23 protein-coding genes and 1 riboswitch are annotated in these 25,662 nt (G+C 44.6%); of the genes, 8 read left to right on the plus strand and 15 right to left on the minus strand.

Annotated elements, in window-relative coordinates:
- Position 1: 1 nt before the first annotated feature.
- The 7 genes from IGI84_RS14765 to IGI84_RS14795 form a co-directional block, all read right to left on the minus strand.
- Positions 2–1,075, minus strand: coding sequence for a FecCD family ABC transporter permease (locus IGI84_RS14765; protein WP_430600483.1), 1,074 nt, complete (start codon positions 1,073–1,075; stop codon positions 2–4).
- 469 nt (positions 1,076–1,544) lie between these two features.
- Positions 1,545–2,018 (minus strand): 6,7-dimethyl-8-ribityllumazine synthase, encoded by a 474-nt coding sequence (gene ribH, locus IGI84_RS14770; protein WP_005230622.1) that lies wholly within the window; start codon positions 2,016–2,018, stop codon positions 1,545–1,547.
- Between the two features lie 21 nt (positions 2,019–2,039).
- Positions 2,040–3,251 (minus strand): 3,4-dihydroxy-2-butanone-4-phosphate synthase, encoded by a 1,212-nt coding sequence (gene ribB / locus IGI84_RS14775; protein WP_430600484.1) that lies wholly within the window; start codon positions 3,249–3,251, stop codon positions 2,040–2,042.
- Positions 3,229–3,816, minus strand: coding sequence for a riboflavin synthase (locus IGI84_RS14780; protein ID WP_200126681.1), 588 nt, complete (start codon positions 3,814–3,816; stop codon positions 3,229–3,231). The genes ribB and IGI84_RS14780 overlap by 23 nt, the downstream gene beginning before the upstream one ends.
- Positions 3,801–4,877, minus strand: coding sequence for a bifunctional diaminohydroxyphosphoribosylaminopyrimidine deaminase/5-amino-6-(5-phosphoribosylamino)uracil reductase RibD (gene ribD / locus IGI84_RS14785; RefSeq protein ID WP_200126683.1), 1,077 nt, complete (start codon positions 4,875–4,877; stop codon positions 3,801–3,803). Before ribD ends, IGI84_RS14780 begins: the two co-directional genes overlap by 16 nt.
- 112 nt (positions 4,878–4,989) lie before the next feature.
- Positions 4,990–5,128: riboswitch (FMN riboswitch) on the minus strand.
- A 193-nt stretch (positions 5,129–5,321) separates the two neighbouring features.
- On the minus strand, positions 5,322–7,970 hold the full coding sequence (locus IGI84_RS14790; protein WP_430600485.1) for an HAD-IC family P-type ATPase: 2,649 nt from the start codon (positions 7,968–7,970) through the stop codon (positions 5,322–5,324).
- Between the two features lie 345 nt (positions 7,971–8,315).
- Positions 8,316–8,951, minus strand: coding sequence for an NAD(P)H-binding protein (locus IGI84_RS14795; protein ID WP_123833958.1), 636 nt, complete (start codon positions 8,949–8,951; stop codon positions 8,316–8,318).
- A 599-nt stretch (positions 8,952–9,550) separates the two neighbouring features.
- Between IGI84_RS14795 and IGI84_RS14800 the strand changes: the two genes are divergently transcribed.
- The 4 genes from IGI84_RS14800 to IGI84_RS14815 all read left to right on the plus strand — a co-directional run bounded on the left by IGI84_RS14800 (position 9,551) and on the right by IGI84_RS14815 (position 14,743).
- On the plus strand, positions 9,551–10,552 hold the full coding sequence (locus IGI84_RS14800; RefSeq protein ID WP_008380241.1) for a bile acid:sodium symporter family protein: 1,002 nt from the start codon (positions 9,551–9,553) through the stop codon (positions 10,550–10,552).
- Positions 10,488–11,588 (plus strand): iron-containing alcohol dehydrogenase family protein, encoded by a 1,101-nt coding sequence (locus tag IGI84_RS14805; protein ID WP_200126687.1) that lies wholly within the window; start codon positions 10,488–10,490, stop codon positions 11,586–11,588. Before IGI84_RS14800 ends, IGI84_RS14805 begins: the two co-directional genes overlap by 65 nt.
- 169 nt (positions 11,589–11,757) lie before the next feature.
- Entirely contained in the window at positions 11,758–13,641 is a 1,884-nt protein-coding gene (locus IGI84_RS14810; RefSeq protein ID WP_430600487.1) for a glycosyltransferase family 2 protein, read from the plus strand.
- A gap of 352 nt (positions 13,642–13,993) precedes the next feature.
- Positions 13,994–14,743, plus strand: coding sequence for a SagB/ThcOx family dehydrogenase (locus IGI84_RS14815; protein ID WP_081119230.1), 750 nt, complete (start codon positions 13,994–13,996; stop codon positions 14,741–14,743).
- Between the two features lie 141 nt (positions 14,744–14,884).
- On the opposite strand, the gene IGI84_RS14820 is transcribed toward IGI84_RS14815, so the two are convergent.
- Entirely contained in the window at positions 14,885–15,322 is a 438-nt protein-coding gene (locus IGI84_RS14820; protein ID WP_077454108.1) for a MerR family transcriptional regulator, read from the minus strand.
- Between the two features lie 165 nt (positions 15,323–15,487).
- Between IGI84_RS14820 and IGI84_RS14825 the strand changes: the two genes are divergently transcribed.
- Both IGI84_RS14825 and IGI84_RS14830 read left to right on the plus strand, forming a co-directional pair.
- Positions 15,488–16,228, plus strand: a complete 741-nt coding sequence (locus IGI84_RS14825) for an SDR family oxidoreductase (RefSeq protein WP_200126691.1) — start codon at positions 15,488–15,490, stop codon at positions 16,226–16,228.
- A gap of 361 nt (positions 16,229–16,589) precedes the next feature.
- Entirely contained in the window at positions 16,590–16,796 is a 207-nt protein-coding gene (locus IGI84_RS14830; protein WP_008380254.1) for a hypothetical protein, read from the plus strand.
- Positions 16,797–16,882: 86 nt separating this feature from the next.
- Here the strand turns inward: IGI84_RS14830 and IGI84_RS14835 are convergent, their stop codons facing one another.
- The 7 genes from IGI84_RS14835 to IGI84_RS14865 form a co-directional block, all read right to left on the minus strand.
- Entirely contained in the window at positions 16,883–18,349 is a 1,467-nt protein-coding gene (locus tag IGI84_RS14835) for a glycoside hydrolase family 1 protein (protein ID WP_077454105.1), read from the minus strand.
- An 18-nt stretch (positions 18,350–18,367) separates the two neighbouring features.
- On the minus strand, positions 18,368–20,236 hold the full coding sequence (locus IGI84_RS14840) for a beta-glucoside-specific PTS transporter subunit IIABC (protein WP_077454104.1): 1,869 nt from the start codon (positions 20,234–20,236) through the stop codon (positions 18,368–18,370).
- Between the two features lie 5 nt (positions 20,237–20,241).
- A complete protein-coding gene (locus IGI84_RS14845; protein WP_200126699.1) occupies positions 20,242–21,084 on the minus strand; it encodes a PRD domain-containing protein in 843 nt (280 codons plus the stop codon).
- 305 nt (positions 21,085–21,389) lie between these two features.
- Entirely contained in the window at positions 21,390–21,650 is a 261-nt protein-coding gene (locus tag IGI84_RS14850; protein ID WP_005230585.1) for a metal-sensitive transcriptional regulator, read from the minus strand.
- Complete coding sequence (locus tag IGI84_RS14855; protein ID WP_010748942.1) at positions 21,647–21,946, minus strand: rhodanese-like domain-containing protein; 300 nt, start codon at positions 21,944–21,946, stop codon at positions 21,647–21,649. The genes IGI84_RS14850 and IGI84_RS14855 overlap by 4 nt, the downstream gene beginning before the upstream one ends.
- Positions 21,939–23,597 (minus strand): FAD-dependent oxidoreductase, encoded by a 1,659-nt coding sequence (locus IGI84_RS14860; protein WP_430600967.1) that lies wholly within the window; start codon positions 23,595–23,597, stop codon positions 21,939–21,941. Before IGI84_RS14860 ends, IGI84_RS14855 begins: the two co-directional genes overlap by 8 nt.
- Positions 23,598–23,599: 2 nt before the next feature.
- Complete coding sequence (locus tag IGI84_RS14865; RefSeq protein ID WP_010748940.1) at positions 23,600–23,914, minus strand: rhodanese-like domain-containing protein; 315 nt, start codon at positions 23,912–23,914, stop codon at positions 23,600–23,602.
- 425 nt (positions 23,915–24,339) lie between these two features.
- Between IGI84_RS14865 and IGI84_RS14870 the strand changes: the two genes are divergently transcribed.
- On the plus strand, positions 24,340–24,813 hold the full coding sequence (locus IGI84_RS14870; RefSeq protein ID WP_375838779.1) for a DUF3955 domain-containing protein: 474 nt from the start codon (positions 24,340–24,342) through the stop codon (positions 24,811–24,813).
- A 362-nt stretch (positions 24,814–25,175) separates the two neighbouring features.
- Complete coding sequence (locus tag IGI84_RS14875) at positions 25,176–25,541, plus strand: DUF2512 family protein (protein WP_144771778.1); 366 nt, start codon at positions 25,176–25,178, stop codon at positions 25,539–25,541.
- Positions 25,542–25,662 lie beyond the last annotated feature (121 nt).

Below are 25,662 nucleotides of genomic sequence, written 5' to 3' on the forward strand. Positions count from 1 at the left end.
GTCACCCCCCAAAGTTGTATTGCCGTTTGACAATGATATAGATAAAGATCGGGGCACCGATCAGCGCTGTAATGATCCCGATTGGCAGTTCGACTCCTTGCAATGTCGAACGGGCGATCACATCCGCCCAAATCAAAAACAACGCGCCTGTCAAAGCGGTCAATGGCATCAACAGGCGATGATCCGACCCGCTGACTCCACGTACGATATGAGGAATGATCAAGCCGACAAAGCCGATCATACCAGAATTCGCAACGATGATACTGGTTAATAGCGCTGCTAGCAGCATATAAAAACGACGATAGAAGGTCAGCTTGACCCCTAAGGTGGAGGCAACTTCATCCCCCAGCAAAAGCGTATTCAAAACACGGTATTGCGTCAGGAAGAAGAGCGTGATCAAAGAAACCAGAACCACGATAAAGCCCAATTTGTTCCAAGAAGCCGAGGCTAGGCTGCCCATCGACCAAAACGCTACGGTCTTCATCCCTTCTGCATTGCTAGCCAGATAGATGATCAAGTTTGAAACAGAGCTGCATAAGGCACTGACGATCGTCCCCGACAGCACAAGTTTTGTGGAAGTCATTTTCCCACCGATACTGGCAAGCAGCAGCACCAAAATGGTGGCAATCCCCGCTCCTGCAAAGGCGCCAAACGATAAGCCCAGCTGCAAGACTAGCGCCGATCCGCCAAAACCGACTAAGATGGCGAAGGTCGCCCCTAGGGATGCGCCTGAAGAGATCCCTAGGATATAGGGATCTGCCAATGGATTTTGGACCACCGCCTGCATAACTGCCCCGCTGATCGCTAACCCCATGCCCACAAAAATAGAAAGCAAGACCCGCGGTGCCCGAACAAACCAGACGATATTGATGTTTGCGTCTGAAATGCCTGAAAGATCACCAACCAACCCATAGCTGATTTTATAGAAGAGAATTTGGTAAACTTCGCCAAGGGTGATATTGGCTTGGCCGTTTGCCAAAGCAACTCCTACAGATAAGAGAATGGCGACAACTAAAACACAGCAAATGATTGTCGAAACCATCCAACGATTTGATTTAATCAACCCTACCGACATGTGATTCTCCTTTATTCAGCACGATCCCCTCAGATTTCACAGCAAAAACAACCTGACTGTTGCCTCGCCGCCATCGTAAAAGAAGCATCTGTGCGTTTTTTCGCTTATAACAGTTCTTCTCATGAAAAGCGCCAAAGCCATGTGCTGCTTTGACATCTATTTGCAAATGAGAATCACTCTCAATGAATAGAGTCATTATAAGGAACCTTTTGTGAAATGTAAATAATTTTCTGAAAATTTCCTTAAATAAGAGTTATTCTAATGTTCGTGATTGATTGGGCGTTTTCCTCTCCATTGACCTATCGAAAATACGGTACCCGTGAAGAAGCGAATCATTTGGTAAAATGATCCATTTTTTTTAATGATGAAAAAAAGACAGACTTCATTTTGTACGAAGTCTGTCTCCAGTCTAATGCCTATGCTTAGGCAGGCTTGTTCTTGCTAGCTTCCCTTTGTTCGAACGTGAAACCTATGCGTTGCCAAGGATTTGCTGATTCAACGAAATCATCTCCAAAAGACCTTGAGCGGCTTCGCTGCCTTTGTTGCCAGCTTTGGTTCCCGCCCGTTCAATGGCTTGTTCGATCGTTTCAGTCGTCAACACACCAAACATGATCGGAATGTCGGCATTCAGACCAATTTGGGCTACGCCTTTCGCCACTTCATTTGAGATCAATTCATAGTGGGTCGTTGCTCCGCGAATCAAGGCACCTAATGTCACGATCCCATCGTATTGTTTGTGGTCAACGATTTTTTTGGTAATATACGGAATCTCATAAGCCCCTGGAACCCAATACACATCGATGTTTTCTGCTTTGACTCCATGACGCAACAAATTGTCTTTGGCGCCTTCCACTAACTTGGAAGTGATAAACTCGTTGAATCGTGAGACCACGATCCCTACTTTGACTGCCTCTCCCTGAAACGTTCCTTCAAATACTGTCATCGCTCATTCTCCTTTGGTTGATTAAATAGATAGGTAATGGTGAAACTTTTCTTTCTTCGTTTTCAAGTAGCTGCTGTTTTCTTTATGCGCAGGCATCTCCAGCGGAATCCGTTCTGCTACCTTGATCCCTAAGCTTTCTAATTCCTTCACTTTGTCAGGGTTATTGGTCATCAGTTGAATCTCCTGCACTTCTAAGGAACGTAAAACATCGGCAGCAAACGTGTAATGACGAGCATCTGCTGCAAAACCCAATGCAATATTTGCTTCATACGTATCCAATCCTTGTTCCTGCAACTGGTAGGCACGGAGCTTGTTCCGCAAGCCAATACCGCGGCCTTCTTGGCGTAGATACAAAATCGCACCACGGCCTTTTGCTTCGATCTGCCGCATCGCTTCTTGCAGCTGTTCGCCACAATCACAGCGATGAGAGCCGAAGACATCGCCTGTTAAACACTCTGAATGGATCCGTAGTAACAGCGGCTCGGTAGTATGTTGAATCTCGCCTTTAGCTAGTAAAAGGTGTTCATTGCCGAATTCATCTTCAAATAAGGTCAATTGGAACGCCCCATAAGCCGTTGGCAGATCCACGGTGATAGGTGCAGTTCCTCGTAGATATTCCGCCAACTCATCAATGGTCAAAAACGGCAGCTGCCATTTTTCTGCTAATTTTTTCAATTCTGGGACCCGAGCCATCGTGCCATCTTCATTTAAAATCTCACAAATGTAGGCTGCTTCCACGCTGCCAGCAAGCTTCGCTAAATCCACAGCCGCTTCTGTATGTCCTCTGCGTTCCAACACGCCGCCAGGTTGAGCGGTCAATGGGAAGATATGTCCAGGGCGATAAAAATCCGCAGCCTGTGACGCAGGATCAGCCAACTTTTCAATCGTCACTGCCCGGTCTTTCGCAGAAATTCCCGTACTCGTCGTCACGTGATCGACACTGATGGTAAACGCGGTGCCAAAGGCATCCGTATTATTGGCGGTCATCTCAGGCAATGCCAGCTTTTCAGCGATCGCTTGTGAGATGGGTGCACAGATCAAGCCGCGGCCATAAGTCGCCATAAAATTGACGGCTTCTGGCGTTGCGTATTCAGCGATCCCAATCAAATCTCCTTCTGATTCCCGATTTTCATCATCGGCGACAATCACTAAGCCGCCTTTTTTTAACCATTCCACTGCTTGTTCTACTTTATGCATCGTCTGCCTTCTTTCATTTTCGTTGGTATTTGACATATTTCCCGATCATATCCGTCTCGATATTGACCCACTCCCCTTGTTTCAACTGCCCCAGCGTCGTCTGGTCTTTGGAATGGGGAATCAAGCTAACGGAAAAGGCCTGTGCCGTCGTCTGGGTGACCGTCAAACTGACGCCATTGATCGCAATCGACCCTTGCGGAATGATTTCCCCTTGCACACTGACAGGATAAGCAAACGTCAAGATCAAGGCATTTTCCAACTGCTTTTTCTGGATCAAACGGGTCGTTACATCAATGTGGCCAGCGACAAAGTGGCCTTCAAAACGCTGTGTCGCTGCCATCGCTCGCTCCAAATTGACTTCGGCACCCACCGAGAGTTGTTTAAAGGTCGTTCGTTGAAAGGTTTCTGGCATGATATCCACCGTAAACGTCGTCGCTTGTTTGGCGATCGCCGTCAAACACGTCCCGTTGATCGCCATACTGTCTCCGATCTGGTAATCCGCCAGCAAGCCTTCCGACGCACTGCAAGTTAGCTGGATCGTGTGGCTTTGCTTGCGGATCTCTTTGATGCGGCCTTTTTCCTGAATCAATCCTGTGAACATTCCTCTGGTCTCCTTCCTCGGATGCAAACATCTTCCCCAACTGCCGTCACCGTCACCTCTGTTAGCTGCTGCAGCTGTTTCGGGGTACGCTCACTGGTAAAACTTGCGAGACTATTGCCCCCAAGAAACTTTGGCGCCACATAGGTAATGCTTTCTTGCCACAGTCCGCTGGCTAAAAAGGCATCATGGATCGCAGCGCCTCCTTCTACGTAAAGCGATTGGACCTGTCGTTCGGCAAGCTCCTTCAACAATGCAACAATCGTCAACTCTTCCAGCTGGATCACTGACACATGCGCTGGCAAGTCGCTGACAACTGTCTGCTGCGTAAAAATCCACACGGGTGCTGAATCATCGGCAAACAGTGCCAAATGGGGTTGCGACAGCGTTCGCCCCCGACGGTCTAACACGATGCGAATCGGCGGAAAGCTGGTTTCAACCGTGGTCAATAACGTGGGATCATCCGTCAACACCGTCTGACTGCCCACTAAGATTCCTTGATAGTCCCCACGTTCTTGATGGACGTTTTGCCAAACCGCTGAACCAGTGATCGCACTGCGGGTTAACGCATCATGAGCGATCCGGCCATCTAAAGTGATCGCTTGCTTCAACGCCACGTAAGGTCGCTGATGCTGATGGTAAAAATTATAGTGTGGATTCAAACGGCGCACTTCTGTTTCTTCGATGCCCACCAACACGTCGATGCCCTGTTCTTCTAAAAAGCGCTTGCCTTGTCCAGCCACGATCGGGTTAGGGTCTAACTGGCCGACGACTACCTTTTTGATGCCGCTGTCGATGATCAGCTGGGTGCAAGGCGGCTGTTTTCCTTGATGGTTGCAAGGTTCTAACGTCACGTATAAAGTCGAATTGATTAGGTCTTCGGAGGAATGGCATTGTTCGATGGCGTTTCGTTCCGCATGGGGCTGCCCATAGACTAAGTGAGCCCCTTTGGCAATGACCCGTTGCTCTTTGACGATCACAGCGCCCACTAGCGGATTGGTAAAGGTTTGGTAACGCCCTTTTTTGGCTTCTGCGATCGCCAAACGCATGTATTCGTTATGCATCTTCCTTCCTCCTTTCAATAAAAAAATGCCTCGTGAGAATCTCACGAGGCATAGACAAACAAGACCGGCAAAAAATCAATTTTAGACGCACTGCGCCCCTTGAAATTTTGTGGTTTTTCTTCTCCCATCCAGACTTTCACTGTCGGTGCCAGATTCACACTGGCTCCACCGCATAGCTATGCGGGTCACGGACTTCAAGCATTGTACTTGTCACCGTCGGTCGGGAATTACACCCTGCCCCGAAGAATACTATTCAATTCATGTGCATTTTAGCCCGACCATTTTTGTTTGTCAATAGGCCTGATTACAAGCCAATAGGAATTCCTCTTGGCTTTTTCTTTTGGCAACCCCAAAGCAGCGACAGCAGAAATCCCTTGTCGTTCCGCCATTTTCCTGAGCTGCAGCAAGGCGATTTTGCCTGTAAAAAACACGAGAAAACCTAGGTTAAATATTTTTTCTCGAACGAAGCCATTTATCGAACTCCGTCACGAGTAAGACGACCATCCCAGAAGCTGCTGAGATGACCCAGCCAATCAAGGACATGTCCTCAGTATGAAAGGCGCTTTGCATAAATGGAACATAGGTCAATAACAGTTGCAGAACCAGCATCACCCCAATGATCACGAACGCTTTTGGATTGGTGAAGGAAGCATTAGAAAACGCTGGTGCACTGGTACGGATGTTGAACAAATAGAAAATCTTACTCAAGACCACGATATTGACCATCATGGTACTAGCAACGGCTTCGCTGACGCCTTGTAGCAAGAGCCAGTCATGGGCGATCAAACTGATGACTGCCATCAAGATCGACACATACGCCATCTGCCAAATATCGTGACGATTCAACAATTTATTGCCTGTCTTTCGCGGCTTGCGGCTCATGATCCCAGACTCTGCTGGTTCAAAGATAAACGCAAACTGGATCGTAATAGCAGAAACCATGTTGATCCACAGCAGTTGTGTCGCCTGCAGCGGCAATTCTTTTTGCATCATGATCGTAAAGGCAATGATCAGCCCTTCGGCAAAAGATGTCGGCAACAGAAACAGAATGCTCTTTTTGATGTTGTCATAGATCCTGCGTCCTTCGCGAATCGCTAAGGACATGGTACCGAAATTGTCATCGGTCAAGATCATATCAGCAGAGTCTTTGGCTACATCCGTGCCGCTGATCCCCATCGCTACACCGATATCCGCCCGCTTCAACGCAGGGGCATCGTTGACCCCGTCCCCTGTCATCGCCGTGACTTTGCCTTTGGCTTGCAGCGCTCTGATAATGTCCAATTTATTTTTCGGCGTGGTTCGTGCAAAGACTTGATTCGTCAAGGCAGCATCTTGAAATTCAGCTTCACTCATCTGATCCAACTCGGCCCCAGTCACGACGTGAATCTCATCCGCTAAGCCAAGCTTTTCCCCAATCGCTTTGGCGGTCAGAGGGTGATCCCCAGTAATCATTTTCACTTGAACACCGGCTTGGTTCATTTCCTTCAGGGAGGCAATCACTTCTTCTCGCGGCGGATCGATGATCCCGGCGATCCCTAGTAATTGCAGCCCTTGCCCAAAAATCGTTTCATCAATGTGATCAATCGAAACTTTCTGATAGCCCACCGCTACCACTCGTTTGCCTTCTGCCGACAAGCGGCGAACATGACCTGTCCAATAGGCTTCATTAAAAGGTGCCGCTTGTTTTTGCACCATTTCAAACAATTTATCTGGGGAGCCTTTAACAAATAACAAGCGTTCCCCCGCAGGGTTTGCCACTAGTTTCGCCATGTAGCGGTTGTCCGAATCAAAGGGTAGCATATCCAGTTCTTGGTAAGCGGGTGCTTGCGGATAGGCAAATTGCTTATGATACAGCGTCAAAAAGGAGCCGTCTGTTGGTTCTCCATTGATCGTCCAGTGATTTCCTTCTGGCACCAATACCGTATCGTTGGCTTCGTAGCCAGCTTCCAAAAACAACTGCAAGATGTCTTGCGTGCGAACGTCCTCCTGCTTTGGACGAATCACGCCCACCGGCGCATAGCCGTCACCCGTCACTTCGTATTCCTGCTCAGCCAATACGATGTCTTTAACTGTCATTTCATTTTTGGTCAGGGTACCGGTCTTATCCGTCGCGATCACATCCACTGAGCCTAGCGTTTCAACCGCTGGCAGTGTTTTGATGATGGTGTGCTTGTTTTTTGCCATATCACTGACACCCATCGCCAAAACCACCGAGGTCGTTGCGGGCAATCCTTCTGGGATCGAACCGACGATCATGGTGACGACGGCTAAGGACAAGACAGAGATCGCATAGGTTTGCTGGAACAAACTGACGATAAACAGCAAGACTGCCACGCCCATGATCACATAGGTGATGCCTTTCCCCAGTCCATCGATCTCTTTCATTAACGGCGTTTTTCGTTCTTCTGTTTGGTTGACTTCTGTGGAGATTTTCCCGATCTCAGTCGTGGCGCCGGTAGCGATCACGATCCCTTTCCCGCTTCCTGACGTCACGGAAGTTGAAGCAAACGCCAAATTCCGTTGTTCTGCTAATGGGGTTGCTTCATCCACTAAGGCATCTGTTATTTTTTCCACCGAATCGGCTTCACCAGTCAAGGCGGATTCTTGGATACGCAAGTTATCGGCTTCGATGATCCGCAGATCCGCAGGCACATTGTCGCCGGCTTCTAAGAATACGACATCCCCCGGAACGACTTCGGCAGCTGGAATATCTTGACGAATCCCATTCCGATAGACCGTGGCTTCTGCTGATAGCATCTCTTTGATCCGCTCTAACGCATCGGAAGCATTGGCTTCTTGGTAATAACCGATCAACGCATTGACCAGTACGACGATGCCAATGATCACGGCATCAGAGAAATGCCCCATCAGCAGCGTTAAGATGGCAGAGAAAATCAAAATGTAGATGATCGTGTTATGGAATTGCCGCAGCAGCAACCGCCACTTGGCGGTTTTTTTGACCGCTAATTGGTTCAATCCGTAGGTTTCTAACCGCTCGGTTACTTGCGCCTCATCTAATCCTTGATCGATAGAGGGCACCTGATACTGTTCGATTGTTTCTGACACTGATAATTGAAACTCTTTTTTATTCATTTATTCTTCTTCCTTTTCTTTTTTCATTGATGGATAACACAAATAAGCCCCTTATTTAGAAACTGCTCCTAAATAACGCGCTGTTGTTGGTCTCCTATTCAATTAAAAAGTAAGGTAAGTCAAAATAGTGTTTCTGCTCACCGTCACTCGAGTCGCTTGACATTCGTTTACCACCCCCTCTAAAGTTAGCAATAAGCGTAACAAACTATTTTTCCAAAGTCAAGAGTCATCGCTTTCATAGCAATGAAGGGGCATCTCAAAGTTTTTACGAAAAAAAGCCGCACGACAACGATTCATTGCCGTACAGCTCCTTCAGTACATTCTCTTCAAGCCCAAAGGCTCGCCTTAAAGCTGATCCAGTGCCTCACTGATGGGTGTTTCCCCAGCTTGGACTTTGATGACTTTTTGATAGGTTGCTGGACGTTCCAGCATTTCACCTAACAAGACGGCGACATCCTCGATGGGGATCGCACCAGAGGTCGTTTCACTGATCTCGATCAAACTAGATCCTGGAGTTTCTTTCAACGCACCCGGCTGCAAAATCGTATAGTCTAGTGCGGTGTTGTCGATCAGCCAGCGATCAGAGAAAAACTTGGCGATCGTGTAATCCATCAATGACGCCATGCCTTCCCTTTGCCACTGTTCAGGTTCTAAGGCATAGGCTGAGCTAAGGTGGATGTAGCGTTTGATTCCTTTTGATTCGGCGGCTTGCATCACTTTGACGGCACCATACAGATCGGATTGCAGCAAGTCTTTGCCTCGGGAACCCGCCACGAAGTATACCGCTTCCGCATCGGCGAATTTGGCCGCCATCTCTTCCGGTTCCGTGTGTAAATCAAAGAACACGGGCTTGATCGTCTCCGTTTCTGTGATTTTCTCACTGCTGCGCGCACCAGCATAAACGATGTGTCCTTGTTTTTCTAGAAAGGCGATCAATTTTTGGCCCACCCGTCCGGTAGCACCAACGACAAAAATTTTCATTTTCTTTGCTCCTCTCGTTTCTTTTTCCAACTCTTACTAGTATCATCGTAGGACAAAAACCAAGATCCAACAACTATTCTGTTCCTAAAAAAAGGGAAAAAGGCACAGCACAAACCAATTCTTGCTGTTTTTCCCCATAGAAACCCATGTTTTTAAAAAAACACCCAAAAAAATGAAAAAAATTTTCTCAAACGATTGACAAAGCCTCGACTCTTTTGTAGACTAGGTAGAAATAATTTAAATATTTAGAAAATTCCAAATAAAGAAAAGGAAGGTGGCGTATATGACCCGCACCAATGTTAGCAAACGAATTATTTTATTATTATAGCCGGGACTGTTTGATTTTATACATTCAAAGAGTCCCTATTCACATTGCATCCAAAAAGAAGAACAGCTTCTTGAGATGGAGTGTTTTTTTATACCCATTTTCAAGGAAGCGACCTTTTACAAACTGACACATTGATGTCAGATAGATCCGAAAACGCTCGTTGAACAACTGCTGCCGATTCCCCGCGGTTATGCACTGCACTTATTCTAAAGACCCCTTCTGTTTGAACACTTGATTGGTCAAGCAGAAAAAGGAAGGATGATTTTTTCTTATGAAAACCGTCAACACGATCGCTGCTTTTGTAAACAAGTATTTGATCTACATCATGATTTTATTGATGATCGTCTCTTATTTCTTCCCGCAACCCTTCTTATGGATTCCGCCTCGTACAACGATTCTTCTGAGCATCATCATGTTTTGTATGGGGATGACTTTAAACGTTGCTGCTTTTAAAATGGTCGTCTTACAGCCTAAAGCATTCATCTTAGGAGTGCTTTTCCAGTTCACCATCAGTCCTTTGGTGGCTTACGGCTTAGCGCAGCTGTTTGGTCTTTCTTCCGGTTTGATCATCGGGTTTGTCCTACTAGGTTGCGTTTCTGGTGGAACCGCCAGCAATGTCATGACCTTTATCGGCAAAGGCGATGTCGCCCTCACCGTTTCTATGACCACGGTATCGACCTTGTTAGCGACCGTCGTTACACCCTTTTTAGTTTACGTCTTGGCTGGTCAGTATACTGAGATCTCTTTCTGGGAAATGCTCTTGTCTGTCTTGCAGATGGTGCTTTTGCCGATCATTTTAGGGGTAATCGTCCACAAACTCATTGCCAAGCACATCGAGCGATTCCTACAATCATTTGTGTTGATTTCTTCCGTTAGTATCTTATTGATCGTTGCCGGAACTGTCGCTCGCAACGGCGCCGTCATCGTCCAATCTGGCTTGATCGTAATTTTCTTAGTCTTGCTCCATAACTTGATCGGCTACGGCGCAGGCTATGGTCTGAGCCGTGTGATGGGCGTCAGTGCCACCCAAGCCAAATCCATCATGTTTCAATTAGGAATGAAAAATACCGGCCTAGCGATCTCGTTAGCTAATGCCCACTTTGCCGCCATTGCTGCAGCCGTTACCCCTGCCGCAGTCGGCATGGTGATCCATCAAATTACCGGACCAATTTTAGCCAATCTCGTGGCCAAGAAAGAAGGAAAACAGTATGAGTCAAAGTATCTTTTTGCCAAACTACACAATCGGGGCGGACGCCTACGAAAAAGTAAATGACATCGTAAAACCATACGGCACCAATGCCGTGATCATCGGCGGAAAAACCGCCCTTGAAAAAGCTGAAGACAAGATTAAAGCCGCTTTAACGTCAGCAGTCCAAGTGACGGATACCTTGTGGTACGGCGGCAACTCGACCTATGAAAACGTCGATCAGCTGTTAGCTACTCCAAGTGTCCAAGCCGCCGATGTTCTATTCGCCGTTGGTGGCGGCCGCGTTTGCGATACCGTCAAAGTGGTTGGGGAAAAAGCTGGCAAACCAGTCTTCACCTTCCCAACGATCGGCTCCAACTGCTCACCAGTCACCGCGGTTTGTGTCATCTATAAAGAAAACGGCGAGATGCAAGGGTTGTTTTTCCCTTCGCAACCGCCGACCCATGCCTTTATCGACAGTGAGATCATCGCCCAAGCCCCCGACAAGTACTTATGGGCAGGAATCGGCGATGCCCTCTCCAAAGAGATCGAATCGACATTTTCAGCGCGGGGCGATCAGTTAGATTACACCGATGGGTTAGGCATCCAAATCGGCAAAATGTGCACGGAACGCTTATTGCAATACGGCACACAAGCCTTGAAAGACAGTGCCGCCAATCAGCCGTCTTATGCCATTGAGCAAGTCGTCTTGGATATCATCGTAACCACCGGCTTAGTTTCCGTCTTAGTCATCAATGATTACAACTCCGCCCTTGCTCATTCCTTTTACTACGGAACGACCGTTTTGGAAAAAATGGAAGACTATTTACACGGCGCATCCGTTAGTTACGGCGTTTTGGCCTTGTTGCAGCTCGATCAGCAAGAAGCCCTCTTCCAGCGCATCTACGCCTTTATGAAGGAAAACAAACTGCCGGTTTGCCTAGCGGATATGGGCCTTAACGACACCAGCGATCTTGAGGCAATCTTAGACAAAGCAATGACCACCAATGACATCGTCCACGTGCCTTATGAGATCACGCGAGAAATGTTCAAACAAGCCATCCTAGACGTGGAAGCCTATCATGCCAAACAAAACCAAGCAGCATTGGCAGCTGCCAATTAAATGAAACCCTCCAGCAACGAATTGCTGGAGGGTTTTTGTATGGCTTTTTTCGCTTCTTCGTACTTGTCCTCCTTCTTCTTTCTTACATGTTAAAAAACATGCAATCGTTTACTTTGATTTATTTTTAAAAACTTATTACTATTTTAGTATAACAAAGGAGGAGATTGGTTTGGAATTGGTTTATTTATCTGGGTTGTTTTTGGTCATTTTCTTGTTGTATTTCCTGGCAAAGAAAAATAATCGCATCAAACAGCTGTTTTCGAAGATCACGATTACTTTTCTGTTTATTTACTTGGTTTGGCGTTTATTTTTCACGATCCCGATTGATAGTTCTGCTTCACTAGTATTTGGGATCATTCTCTATATTGCGGAAGTCATTGGTTTATTTGTCTATGGCTTTTTTGTTTACCTTTTTTCCAATAAGCTCTCAAAAGAATACCGCTACGAGGGGGATGAAGCAGAAGAATTCTTGCCAAGTGTCGCCGCTTTTATTTGTACTTACAATGAAGACATCAAGCTGGTGATCGCCACAGCATTAGCTGTCAAAGCCTTGAAATACCCCAATAAAAAAATCTATATCTGCGATGATGGCCATCGAGAGGAACTAAAAGAAATGGCCGAGCGAATGAATCTCGGCTATTTGACCCGCGAAGGAAATGCCAATGCCAAAGCTGGGAATATCAACTATGCCTTGTCCCAAACCAGCAGTGACTTGATTTTGCTTCTGGATGCTGACTTTATCGTCAAAAAGAACATTATTTTTGAAGCTGTCGACTATTTCCGCAATCCTAAAGTCGCATTGGTGCAATATCCACAAACATTTTATAACAAAGATCCCTTTCAATTACTGCGCAAATCCATGTACAACGAACAGGAATTATTCATGCGCTTTCTAGAACCAGCACTTTCTCGTGAGAATGCTTTGATCCATATCGGTACCAATGCCATCATTCGTCGCAGTGCCCTTGAAGAGATCGGCGGCGTTCCTACCAGCAGTATCACCGAAGATATGGCGACCGGGATGCTTTTACAAGACGCCGGCTATGAAACGATTTTTATCAATAAAGCCTATGCCTTGGGGATCACTCCTTACACTGCCAAAGAGCTGACCTCACAACGGACTCGGTGGGCGCAAGGAACGAAACAAATTTTTGACCACTTCAAACCGCGCCGGTTAAAAGGGTTGTCTTTTATGCAAAAACTTTGTTATTACAACTCCTATTTGTATTGGTTTACCTCTTTCCAAAAAATCATCTTTTTATTGGCACCAACCTTATTTATGGTTTTTGATATCTTTATCGTCAGAAGCAACAATCACCAATTATTGTTGTTCTTTTTACCGCCTTTCATTATGATTTCCCTGTCGTTTCGGCTGTATGTCCCTAAGATCAGGAACCTGACAAGTTCCCACATCTATGATTGCTTTGTCGCTCCTATCCACACTGGGGCATTGATCAAAGAATTTATGAAATCACAGAAAAAATTCAACGTGACCAAAAAAGAGATCGTCGGCAGCAACGCCTTTGATTGGCGAACTGTCTTGCCCCACATCATCCTCTTTACTTGGATTTCCTTTGCCTGTCTGGTAGCTGGGTATCGTTTGTACCGAGGAGAAGGCTATGAATTCGGCTATATCGTGACCTTGATTTGGTCGATCTATAACCTCTATGGCTTGTTTTATGCCATTTTGATCGGGAAAAACCGTTTTATCGAAAGTGATAGTGAAGCCTTGAGTATCGCCATCAATCGTCAGCTTTCTTATGATGCGAAGACGTTCGAAATGTATCAAATGAGTTTCAATGGCTTCCGTGTCCGGACTCATCCCGAGCAAATCTTCGTACCATGTGAAAGTTACGTCTTTTACGATGATAAGCGTCGCTTCACTATCAATTCGATTTGTCTAGAGGATCATGGCTCCTATGTGACTTTTGCCTTCAACAATCTAACACCGCAATCTGCTGAAGAGCTTGCCAGCTACTATAGCGACCAGCTTAATGCTGCCAAACAGTTAGAATTTGATATGGAGGAAGAAGTCGCAGAAATGAATAGTTAGTCCCGCCCCCTTTGTCGCAAGAGACAAGGGGGCTTTATTGATTCCAGAAAGCTCCTCGAAGGGTTGTTCCCCATCTTATGATGCTTGTCTTCCTTTAGATAACACTCTGGCATTTGCTACACTCTTTTCCAATGATCATTGATTGAAAGAGCCAGAACAGAATCTAGACGATTTCTCGATGGCAATACTTTTAAAGCCTTTAGAAAATATTAAAAAGTCTGCTTTCCCTATGACCTGATTGAGCTGATGCGGTTGCCACTGCTCACACATTTGTGAATAAAAGCGCATGAAAAAGCAATCCTTGTTATACTTATAAATAACACGAAGTCCATAGTAAAAAGCAGGAATCCTCATGATCCGTTACAAACGATTTCGCTTTGCTCGTTTAGGCGCTCTTTTGGTGCTGGGCTTACTCCTCACTGGCTGCAGTGCGGATACGGCACCGATTGAAGAACAACCGACTACCGACACGGTCACTCCTTTTGAACCAGCGGTTTCCTATGAAACTTTTCCATTGCCGCAACCAATCTTAGATGGGGAAACCAGTGTGGCGGAAGCTCTCTTCGAGCGGCGCTCGCAACGGGATTTTCAAGACACCGAGCTAACACAAGAACAGCTGGCACAGCTTTTATGGGCCGCTGCCGGTGTCACTACAGAAGATGGTCGCCGGACAGCGCCTTCGGCTGGTGCCTTGTATCCCTTAGACCTCTATGTCGTGGTTACACAGGTAACGGGGCTTGAGCCAGGGCTTTATCTGTATCAACCTGAGCAACATGCCTTAGCAAAAGTTCTTGCCGGCGATTTTCGGACCGCATTGGCGGAAGGTTCGTTGGATCAGCAAGCGATCCAACGAGCACCTGCTACATTGCTTTATACAGTGGTTTATGAACGACTGATCGAGCGCTATGGGGACCGAGGAATCGAACGTTATGCCTATATCGAAGTCGGACATTCCGCCCAAAACGTCCTTTTGCAAGCCCAAGCGTTAGGATTAGGCGCTGTGCCGATCGGCGCCTTCACGGATCATGAACTCAAAGAATTATTACAACTGCCGACGGAAAATGAACCCCGCTATTTGATTCCAGTGGGGGTTATTGAGTAGGGCTACTGAATAACAGAGCCCATTTTCGTGGGATTGTCAGTCTTTCATTAGAAAATGGCAACTGGCAAGGTTGATTTTCCCAGCAAAACTAGTACAATCGAAAAACCACCTGCAAAAACAGCAGGTGGTTTTTCTCTTTGCTTACAGTTTGTATGCCCGGACTTCTTCTGGTATTTCTTCTAGCGGTAGCTCTTTTACTACCGCTTCGGTGCCTGCTGCCATTGCTGTATCGTAGTACCAGCATTTGTATTTGATCGTATTCATGGTTTCTTGCAAGGCTGCCATTTGCTTTGTGACTTCTTCCAAGCGTTCATGAAACAGCTGCTGCCGTTTCTGCAAAGACGCATCGCCTTCCTCGCCCCAATCCAAGAAATTCTTGATGTCTTTGATGGGCATGCCGGTATTTTTTAAACAATCGATCACTTTGATCGTCGCTACTTCTTTTTCTGAAAACACCCGAATGCCGCCATTGCTACGGGCCATATTCGGAAACATTCCCTCTCGATCGTAGTAACGTAGTGTCGAGATGGGAATATTAGTTGTTTTTGATACTTCACCAATCGAGTAACTCACTTGCATCGCTCCTAAAAAAATTTTGTTTATCGCTTGACCTAAACCTAACTTCAGGTTCTACAATTAAAATACACCGCAAGCACTGTACTGTCAATCACCTATCGTTTCACAGGTTTGGCATTGGCAGTAGCAGGATTCGATGAAAAAAATCATTCACTGGAGGAAAGACAAATGTCAGAAATCAAAGAGAAAGTTATCGTAATTATGGGAGCCTCTTCAGGAATTGGGGAAGCAACCGCCGTTAAACTAGCCGAACAAGGGGCAAAAGTAGTAATCGCCGCCCGCCGTGAAGAGCGCATCAAAGCACTGGCTGAAAAACTAGGAGAAAATGTCTTGTATCAAACAGCCGATGTCACCAATCGCGAACAAGTCCAACAAGTCATTGATTTAGCCATGACCTCCTTTGGTCGGATTGATGTCCTTTTCAATAATGCTGGCATCATGCCTCAAGGAAACTTAGCAGAGTTGAACTATGACAGCTGGCAAAAAATGCTGGATATCAATATCATGGGGGTATTGAACGGGATCGGCGCTGTGCTGCCCATCATGCAAAAACAACAAGACGGCTTGATCATCGCCACTGACTCAGTTGCCGGACATGTCATTTACCCAGGTTCTGCCGTGTACAACGGGACAAAGTTTGCAGTCCGTGCAATTATGGAAGGCTTGCGCCAAGAAGAACGTGAACATGGCATTCGCTCAACCATCGTCTCTCCGGGAATGGTCTCCACGGAATTGTTTGAAACCGTCGGTAATGCTCAACTAGAAGCAGCCTTGAAAGAAACCTCTCGCGTAGAAGGCAACAGCCTAACGCCAGAAGATGTAGCAAATGCAGTGGTTTATGCCATTCAACAGCCCAAACATGTGGCGATCAGCGAAGTCTTGCTGCGCCCAGCAAAACAAACCGTTTAAGCTATTTCTACTAGCCCGTGAAACCTGCGACCGCTTGATGCGGCCACAGTTTTTTTTGTCGTCAAATCCCGCCGTTTCCCTAGAAAAAATTGCTTGGTTTTCTTGTGACACCCACTTGTCCGAGTAATGTAAACCAATGGTTGCTTTATGTAAACGACTAGGTTCTGTTACTACGGGGGAAATTTTTTTATACTTAGTATAAAGCTTCCGTATAAAACGACCAATCAGAAACGAACCTGCCGTTTTTCTCTTTTTATGAATAGCCGAGCATGATTGATATCCCGCCTTCACCGTTGACTTGCAAGTATTATTAGCTGTCCTCTTTTAGTACTTGCTTTTTATATAAGAATGGAGTGAGTGTATGAATGTGAAACAGCTGCTCGTCATTGCCGAGCAACGAAGAAACATCACGAATCAGAAATTGACCTATGCCGAAAATTTCTTGGCTGCCGGCTACTCCGCTGCCGAATTGCTGGCAGACGAAACCTTTCTTGAATTAGAGCGAAGGGAAACCCAACTAATTGCAGAACGCAATGCTATCTTTTACGAAGAAGTCAGCCACAACTAATCCACCTGTCCAATTGTAGGCAACGAAAAAGCGAAGGCTCAGCAGCACCTTCGCTTTTTTCTATAATAACTTGAGCTTGCGATTTTCTAATTAATTCCTTCACCATTTGATTGAATCACTTTTTTGTACCAATAAAAGGACTTTTTCTTATAGCGAGCCAACGAGCCAGTACCATCGTCATGCTTGTCTACATAAATAAACCCGTAGCGTTTTGCCATTTGTCCAGTTCCTGCTGAAACAAGGTCGATGGGCCCCCAAGAAGTATATCCGATAAGATCGACGCCATCTGCAATAGCATCAGCCATTGCCTTAATATGGCTTCGTAAATAGTCGATACGATAATCATCCTCGACTGTATATTCACCATTTTTTTCAATGAGGGTATCTATTGCACCTAACCCATTTTCGACCACCATCAAGGGAATTTCATAGCGTTCATAAATTTGATTTAACGCGATGCGCAATCCTAATGGATCGATTTCCCAGCCCCATTCACTCGCTGTAAGATGCGGATTTTTAACCCCATTGAAAAAATTCCCCGTTTGCTTTTCGGCTTGATCATTTACTTTAGTCACAGTAGAAGATTGGTAGTAAGAAAACGTATAGAAATCAACAGTGCCCTCTTTCAGTACTTCTAAATCTCCTGCTTCGATAGTAAGATCGATCCCTCTATCTTGCCAAAACTTTTTAGCAAAATATGGATAGCGACCTTTCACTTGAACATCACCACAGTAAAAATTACTGATATTAGTCATCTCTTGTGCGAAACGAATATCCTCTGGATGAGAAGACAACGGATAAATCATTCGATAGGCAATCATACAGCCCATTTGCAAATTTTTGTGTAGACTTTTTGCGTACTTGATCACTCGGGCACTTGCAACGAATTGGTGGTGGAGCGCCTGAAACCGCTGCTGGCTGTTATCGATATTTTTAGTATTCAAAAAATCATCAATATCCTTTGGATACATTCCTCCTCCTAAATACGTACCCACCCCTACATCTCTGGATAAAATATTGATTTCATTGAACGTCAGCCAATATCTCACATCATCTTGATAGCGATCAATGACCGTCTTGGCGAATCTTTCATATGCTTCAATCATTTCTCTGCTTTCCCAGCCATTAAACTGCTTTGTCATTTCTATCGGTGATTCATAATGAGACAATGAGACCATCGGTTCTATCTCGTACTTCTTTAGTTCTGCGATAAGACCATCGTAAAACTTTAACCCTTCTTCATTTGGTACTTTCTCTAAACCGGTCGGAAAAATACGAGTCCATGCGATAGAAAAGCGATACAGCTTAAATCCCATTTCTGCAAATAAAGCAATATCCTCTTTGTATCGATGAAAATGATCAATCGCCTCATGACTTGGATAAAAAGCACCTTCTTCAATTTCTGTGGTGATTCGCCGAGGCGTGTTCACATCGCCTCCCAGAAGCAGATCACTGATTGACATTCCTTTGCCGTCCGCTTGATACGCTCCTTCTAATTGATTGGCAGCTGTCGCCCCACCCCAATAAAATCCATCTGGAAATTTTGCTTTCATTTTTTCCCCTTCTTTCTTCTAAATAATTGTTACTAATTTATTCGAGTAATCAATCAATTCATCGTGCTCAAAAAATACCGGTTCATTCTGATTGTTCATAAAAATCAAAACAGAAGTTGGATCGTAGCCTTTAGACTTGATAAAATCAATATCAACACGGGCTAGCAAATCACCCGCCTTTACTCGCTGACCTTCCTCAATAAAAAGTTCAAATCCCTCTCCATCCAGTTTCACTGTATCTAATCCAATATGCAGTAACATTTCTAATCCATTATCATGTCGCAACCCGATGGCATGTTTTGTTGGAAAGACAGTTGTTATCGTGCCTTCAATCGGTGAATGGAATTCTCCTGACACAGGATCGATCGCCAGCCCTGGTCCCATTTGTTCGGTGGCAAAAACCTCGTCAGCTACTTCACTCAGCGGCAAAATGCTGCCACGGACGAAGCCTTGAATCAATGCTTCTTCAGCCGCTGTTCGTTTTTCTGAAGCAATCGGTGAAGGCTTCTCCAACGCTTTCATATCTTCTTCAATACTCTCTTCAAAACCAAAAATGACTGTCAAAACAAATGATATCGAAAAAGCTAACGCCAATGTTATGGCTGCTTTTACAATATTAGAGGCATCCTCTCCGAAAAATACCGGCAAGGTCAAAAGCCCTGGCGATCCGAATGAATAGCGGACTAGTCCGCTGATACCCGCATAAAAACCAGCAATTCCACCTGAGATCATCACATAAATCAGTGGTTTTTTCAGTTTCAAGTTAACCCCGTACAGCGCAGGTTCCGTGATACCAGACAGCGCCGTGATGCCGCTAGAAAAAGCAATTTGTTTCATCTGTTTATCTTTGGTTTTAACAAATACCCCAAAGGCGGCACCCGCTTGCGAAATGTTGCTTGCTAACATACCTGGTCCTTGGACGATTTCAAAGCCTACGGTTGAAAAGGAGACTTGCGCAATCGGAGTCAAAGCCGTGTGCATACCAACCATTACTAATAAAGGCGTGAAGATGCCCATCAGTGTCGGCACGAGCCATGGAACAGTCACTCGCAGATAATCCACAACAAAGAACAATCCATCTCCAAAAATCGCGCCGATGGGTCCTAAGATCATCAATGCGAGCGGAGCCATGATGATCACGATAAAAAGCGGCTTCAACATGGTTTTTAAAACACTTGGAATGATCTTTTCAGATAAACGATCAACATAACTCATAACCCAGACGATCAAGATGATTGGGATAACCGTTCCTGAATAAGCGGCTTCACGTATCGGAAGCCCAAACAGCTGCATAGAAACATCCGAGGCAACCAGACTCTGAAATGTTGGATGTAATAAGACGCCTGTGATCCCCAATGCTAAATAAAGATTGGTTTTAAATTGCCGTGCCGCACTAGCCGCAATTAAAAAAGGTAAAAAGTAAAAGGCGGCGTCTCCAATCATATTGATGATTTGATAATTTAAACTTTCTCTACTCAATCCCAAAAGGACCAGTAGAGCTAAAACCGCCCGAATTAAACCAAATCCGATCAATGCTGTAATGATTGGCGCCATTACACCAACAATATTTTCGACGATTCGTTTCACAAGTCCGTTTTTAGGTGTATCTACAGCTTCATCACTGTTTTTTTCCGTGATTTTATACTGATTGATTACAGTCGAATAGTAATTTCCTACTTCTCCGCCAATCACAAATTGTACTTCATCTCCAGTCAATTTGGTCCCTAGTACTCCTGGAATTTCCTTCGCCTGTGCTTGATTGAATTGCGTGGTATCTTTTAACTGGAAGCGAAGGCGAGTTGCACAATGATAGACCGCGTTAATATTTTTCTCTCCACCGATCGATTGAATGATTTTGTCTACTGATTCTTTCTTTTTATCAATCATTTGGTTCACTCCTCATTTTGTGATAGTAATAGTCTATTAATATGAATAGCTAAATATGCAATTTCTTCTTCAGTGATTGGTTTCTCATAGATTTCTTCTAAAGTCCGTTTTATTCGCTGACTATAGGCCATCGGTTCTTGATACAGCGTAGAGACTGTCTTTATTAAAACTGCATCATTGTTTAACATCGTGTTCGTTAAATAGCGTTCTGCAAAAAATTTGGCATGTGTAACCAGACGCTCATAGTGCAGACTGTGGCTATCCAATTTTTTCTTCACCAACATTTGTACAGACTTTAAAATATTTGTCACGATTTTTGTGATTTGGATAGCATTGGCATGAATTGCTGAGCGACTATTTCCGTTAATGATATGGAAAGTAATGTTCGCTGCTTCTTGTTCATTCAAAGAAACACCAAGTGCTTTTTCAATAATGGCAACACCTTTTTGAGCAGCCTGAAATTCTTCAGGATAAAATCGTTTGAACTCCCAATACATTGAAGAAGTCATAATGACATTGTCTCTGATCCTCTCGACAGTAAAATAAATATGATCGGTCAGTGAAAAGAGTGTATTAGCAGATAATTCCGTGTTTAGATATTTCTCCGCTTCTTGGATGACTTCATATGCTAGCTCGATATACTTTACAGGTACATTGTTCATAAACGTGATCAAGGACTCCATTCGATTATCTTCAATCGGAAGATAGAATTTAGAGATTTTCTCTTCCGAAATCAATTGACCTTTCTTTTGCTGATAACCGATACCTTTGCCAAAAGCAATAACATCTTTGTTGTCTTTTTCAACAATAATAACGTTTACATTCAAAACTTTCTTAATCAAATACATGTATTCTTCCCCTTCCTCCTTTCTGAGCGTAAAAAAAGGCATAATAAAATCAAATCTGCGAACCTTCGCAAAATTGATTTTATTATGCCTTGCCTGCCGTACAGTCACATACACATAAAAAAAATCACTATTTATTTCTTAAATTAATCATAGCATCCAAAAAAAGAAAACGCAATCATTTTTTATGTACAAAAAACCGCAAAATAGGTATTTCCCTTCTTTTGCGGTCAGCTTCGAATCTTACATCTAGATGACAAGCAGACTCTTTCAAACGAAATTAAATCGTAACACTGTCAAAAATCCCGCTACTTCTTCACGATCAGCTGAACGGCTTGATCGATTTTCTGCTTTTGGGTTTCCGTGTCGCTGTCTGGATTTTCCAAACAATTTTTCAAATTTTCAGCGACAATGATCCCCATAATACGGTTAACACTGGAACTGACGGCGGACAATTGCGTGATGACATCGACGCATTCTTTCTCGTCTTCGATCATTTTTTGAATCCCCCGCAACTGGCCTTCGGTTCGTTTTAACCGATTCAAAATATCTTTGTTGCATGCGGTCATCGTTTGATTTCTCCTCTCCATGCTGACATGCCGCCGAGGACATTGGTCACTTGAAACCCTTGCTGGCTCAAAAACTCAGATGCCATTTGCGAACGAGCCCCTGAATGACAGATGACATAGTAGTTTTTATCCTTCTCTAAGTCGCTGATTTGTTCTGTCAGCTCGCTCAACGGTAGGTTTTGTGCTGTTTTGATGTGTCCTTGTGCAAACTCATCGACTTCTCTGACATCAAGGATCTCAAGTGGTTCACGTTTTTCTTTTTGGGCAAATTCCTCCATAGATATGGCTTTAATCATGAATAATCATCTCCGGCTTAATAGTATTATACAACGAAAAGGCACCATCGAGGTTTTGACAATTGATGCCCGCTTGTTTTAAGATGCGTTCGGCAATGTAGCTTCTCAATCCGCTATGACACGTAACGACATACGAAACGCTTGGATCCAATTCAGACAACCGATCCCTCAATTCATCTAACGGAATGTGGAGCGCTTGTTGAAAACGTCCATTATTGGCTAATTCCATCTCTGAACGAACATCCAACAACTGCTTACCGTTTTCTAAGGCCTCCGTCAATTCGTGCCACTGAATATTCTCACTGATTCCTTCCGCCAGATTGATCGCTGCATAGCCAAGCATATTCACTGGATCTTTGGCTGAGCCAAAAGGCGGTGCATAGGTGAATTCCAGTTCAGGCAAGTCAAAGATCGTTAAGCCGCCTTTGATCGCTGTTGCCAATATATCGATCCGTTTATCGACCCCTTTGGCACCGATGCCTTGCGCACCATAGATTTTTCCAGTATCCGCATCAAAAATCAGTTTCAAATAAATATCCGTCGCATCCGGATAATACCCTGCATGGTCTTTGCCTGAAAGATGAACCACCTGGGGATTTAGCCCTGCCAGTTTGGCGCTGCGCTCACTCAACCCTGTGGAAGCTGCTGCAAGATCGAATACGCGCACGATCGCAGTCCCGATACTGCCTTTGTTTTTGCGAGCCAGTCCTCCCAACACATCAGCTACTTGCCGACCTTGGCGATTGGCTGGTGAAGCCAGGGAGATTAGCGTGTCTTCGTTGGTGATTTGTTGTTTCACAACGATGGCATCACCCACCGCGTAAATATCTTTCTTGCTGGTTTGGTATTGCTCATCTACTAAGATACCCCCCCGGCGTCCCAATTCAATACCAGCACGTTTCGCCAAATCCGTTTCTGGTTGGACACCAACCGAAAGAATCATGAGATCTGAAGTCAGGACCGTGCCATCTTCCAGAACGATTTCTTGCCCTGCTTTTTCAAAAGCGGTCGCTGACTGCGAGGTCAAAACTTTGACCCCTTGCTTGATCAATTCATTTTTGACATACGCAGCCATTTCTTCGTCCAAAGGTGGCAATACGTGGGGTGCTTTTTCTACGATCGTTACTTCGAGGCCTTTTTTATGTAAATTTTCAGCGACTTCTAACCCAATAAACCCAGCGCCAATGATCGTGGCTTTTTGAGGCTTTTTGTCTTCAAGATGCGCCATGATTTGGTCTAAGTCAGGAACATTGCGCAAAGAAAAGGCGTTGGTTGCTTCTTCTAGCCCTTTGATCGCTGGTACTAGCGGTTTTGCCCCCGGCGATAAAATCAACGCATCATAAGATTCCGTGAAGACATGTTCGCCATGTTTGACCGTCACCGTTTTCTCCTCTGGCTCGATCGCCAGCACTTCATGAAAAGGTCGCACATCTAAGTTGAACCGTTTCTTTAATGCTTCAGGTGTTTGGACCAATAGGGCATCTCGCTCTTTGATCTCACCATAAATGGCATACGGCAACCCGCAATTCGCAAAAGAGACAAAAGGACCTTTTTCAAAAACAATGATCTCCGCTGCTTCTTTAAGCCGACGTAAGCGCGTGGCTGCCGACATTCCCCCTGCTACCCCACCGACAATAACTATTTTTTCCATCATTACTTTCCTCCTTTGGTTGTTCCGCGCCATTGATTCATGCCGCCACGAACGTTGACCACATCAAAACCTTTTTTACTTAGGATTTTGGCTGCTTGTTTGCTTCGCATCCCCGATTGGCAAATGACTGCCAGTTTCTTGTCGCCTTTTTGAGTAAATCCAGCAACCTTATTTAACGGTACATTTTTCGCATAGGCAATGTGCCCGCTGCGGTACTCCGCCGGCGTGCGTACATCCAGAACTGTCCATTCTTTGGCTCCTTCTTTTTGTAAATCTGCTGTTGACATACTTGGTATGCGCTTAAATAGTGAAAACATTTCTTGCCCCTTTCGTATACCCCTCGGGGTATATTAAACAAGATGTTTTGCGATTTGTCAACTAAGTGATTTTCTTTAAGAAAAGAAACTTGCTGTTGCGCTGCTCCCCGCTCGATACTCTCGACAGCTGTTAGACATCTACCAATCAAGTAGCGAAAGACCCGTATCACACATTTCCCTCCCCTCGATCACAATGCTATAATAAAAGAAAAGATACATTGTAAAAATAACACACATCAAATCGTTTACTTAGCAGCTGATCGCTTTGATTATTAAAGATGATTGGCTCTCTCCCTAACCAATAGCGGACAAACAAGTGACGCAATCACCACTTTCCCTTGATTTATCAAGCAGCAAGCCCTGCTTTCTTGGAACCAACGAGGGTTTCGACTATGCTTAAGTCACATCAGCGAAAGGAAGAAAAGATGGAATTTGGCGAAAAAATCAAAGAAGTACGTACGAGAAATAACTTGACCCAAGAACAATTTGCCACTCAACTACACGTGACAAGACAAGCCGTTTCGAACTGGGAAAACAATCGTAATCTACCAGATTTAGAAATGCTGATTGCCATCGCCACGATTTTTGAACTCTCGCTTGATGAATTGATTTTAGGAGGAACTCAAGTGAACAAGATCACTGAAAAACTAATCAAAGACGGCAGCGAGACCCGACGCGCCAAACTCAATTTGATCACGACCTTGATCGGAACATTTTTACTACTATTCGGCTTTGCCTGCTTCTTCATCAAAGCAAGCGCCGTGGAATACATCGATCAATCCGGCATTTTACATGAAAATTTCTATCTAATCCCCGTAGGATTTTTGTTCCTATTGGCTAGTTTCGTAGTATTTGCAGGAACCGGGATCAATTATTTTCGAGCCGCTAGGAGAAAATAAATAAGAAGACGGCATAAAGCGACCCTCGAAAAGCAGATCAAAATCTGACTTTTGCGGGTCGCTCCATTTAAATTGCCTTGTTAAATTGTTTGATTCCAGTAAATACTGTACCGATACTTTTTCTCCTTACAAAATCCACCCTATTCTTCTTTCATTTAACAAACTAATCCCACTGATTATTCCTTAAAATGTTTAAACTATTCACGACCATTCGTCAAGCAATTGTGCTTAAATTAGTATAAAAAACCATCCCAATCATTTTTTTTGACACAAAAAATGTCAGATGATAGCCTTGAAATAGAAGGTTATCACTAAGATGACCTTCTTGCTTTTGGAATAAATAATAAAAAGGAGTGTATGAAATGAAACATCTAAAAGCGTTGGTTGTTAAAGCACTAATGATTTGGGCGATTTTGTGGATTGTGTTGTCGGGGATTTATGATGTCAGTTTTATGGACTCGACGATCGTCGGTGTGATCATTGTGGTGATGATCTATGTGCTAGGCGACTTGGTCATTTTGCGGAAGATCGGTAACATTGCGGCAACGATCGCAGATGCCGGCGCAGCAGCCCTTATCCTATGGCTGTACCTGACTTATATGGACTATACAAATGACATTTGGATGTTAGTATTGATCCCAGCAGTATTGATCGGTGTGGCAGAATGGTTCTTCCACAAATGGTTGTTAAAAGCAGACATCGTGCCAGATGAACGGAAAATGAAATAATTTTGTTGATTGCTAGAATCGAACGCAGACTCTTGTTCTGTGTTCGATTTTTTTGTTTACAAGATCGGCTATTGAAAAGCGACGCATCTTCATGTTCCATACGCTTTCTATAGTCACGCAC

Source organism: Enterococcus sp. DIV0008, from assembly GCF_050542615.1.
Taxonomy (GTDB): Bacteria; Bacillota; Bacilli; order Lactobacillales; family Enterococcaceae; genus Enterococcus_D; species Enterococcus_D innesii.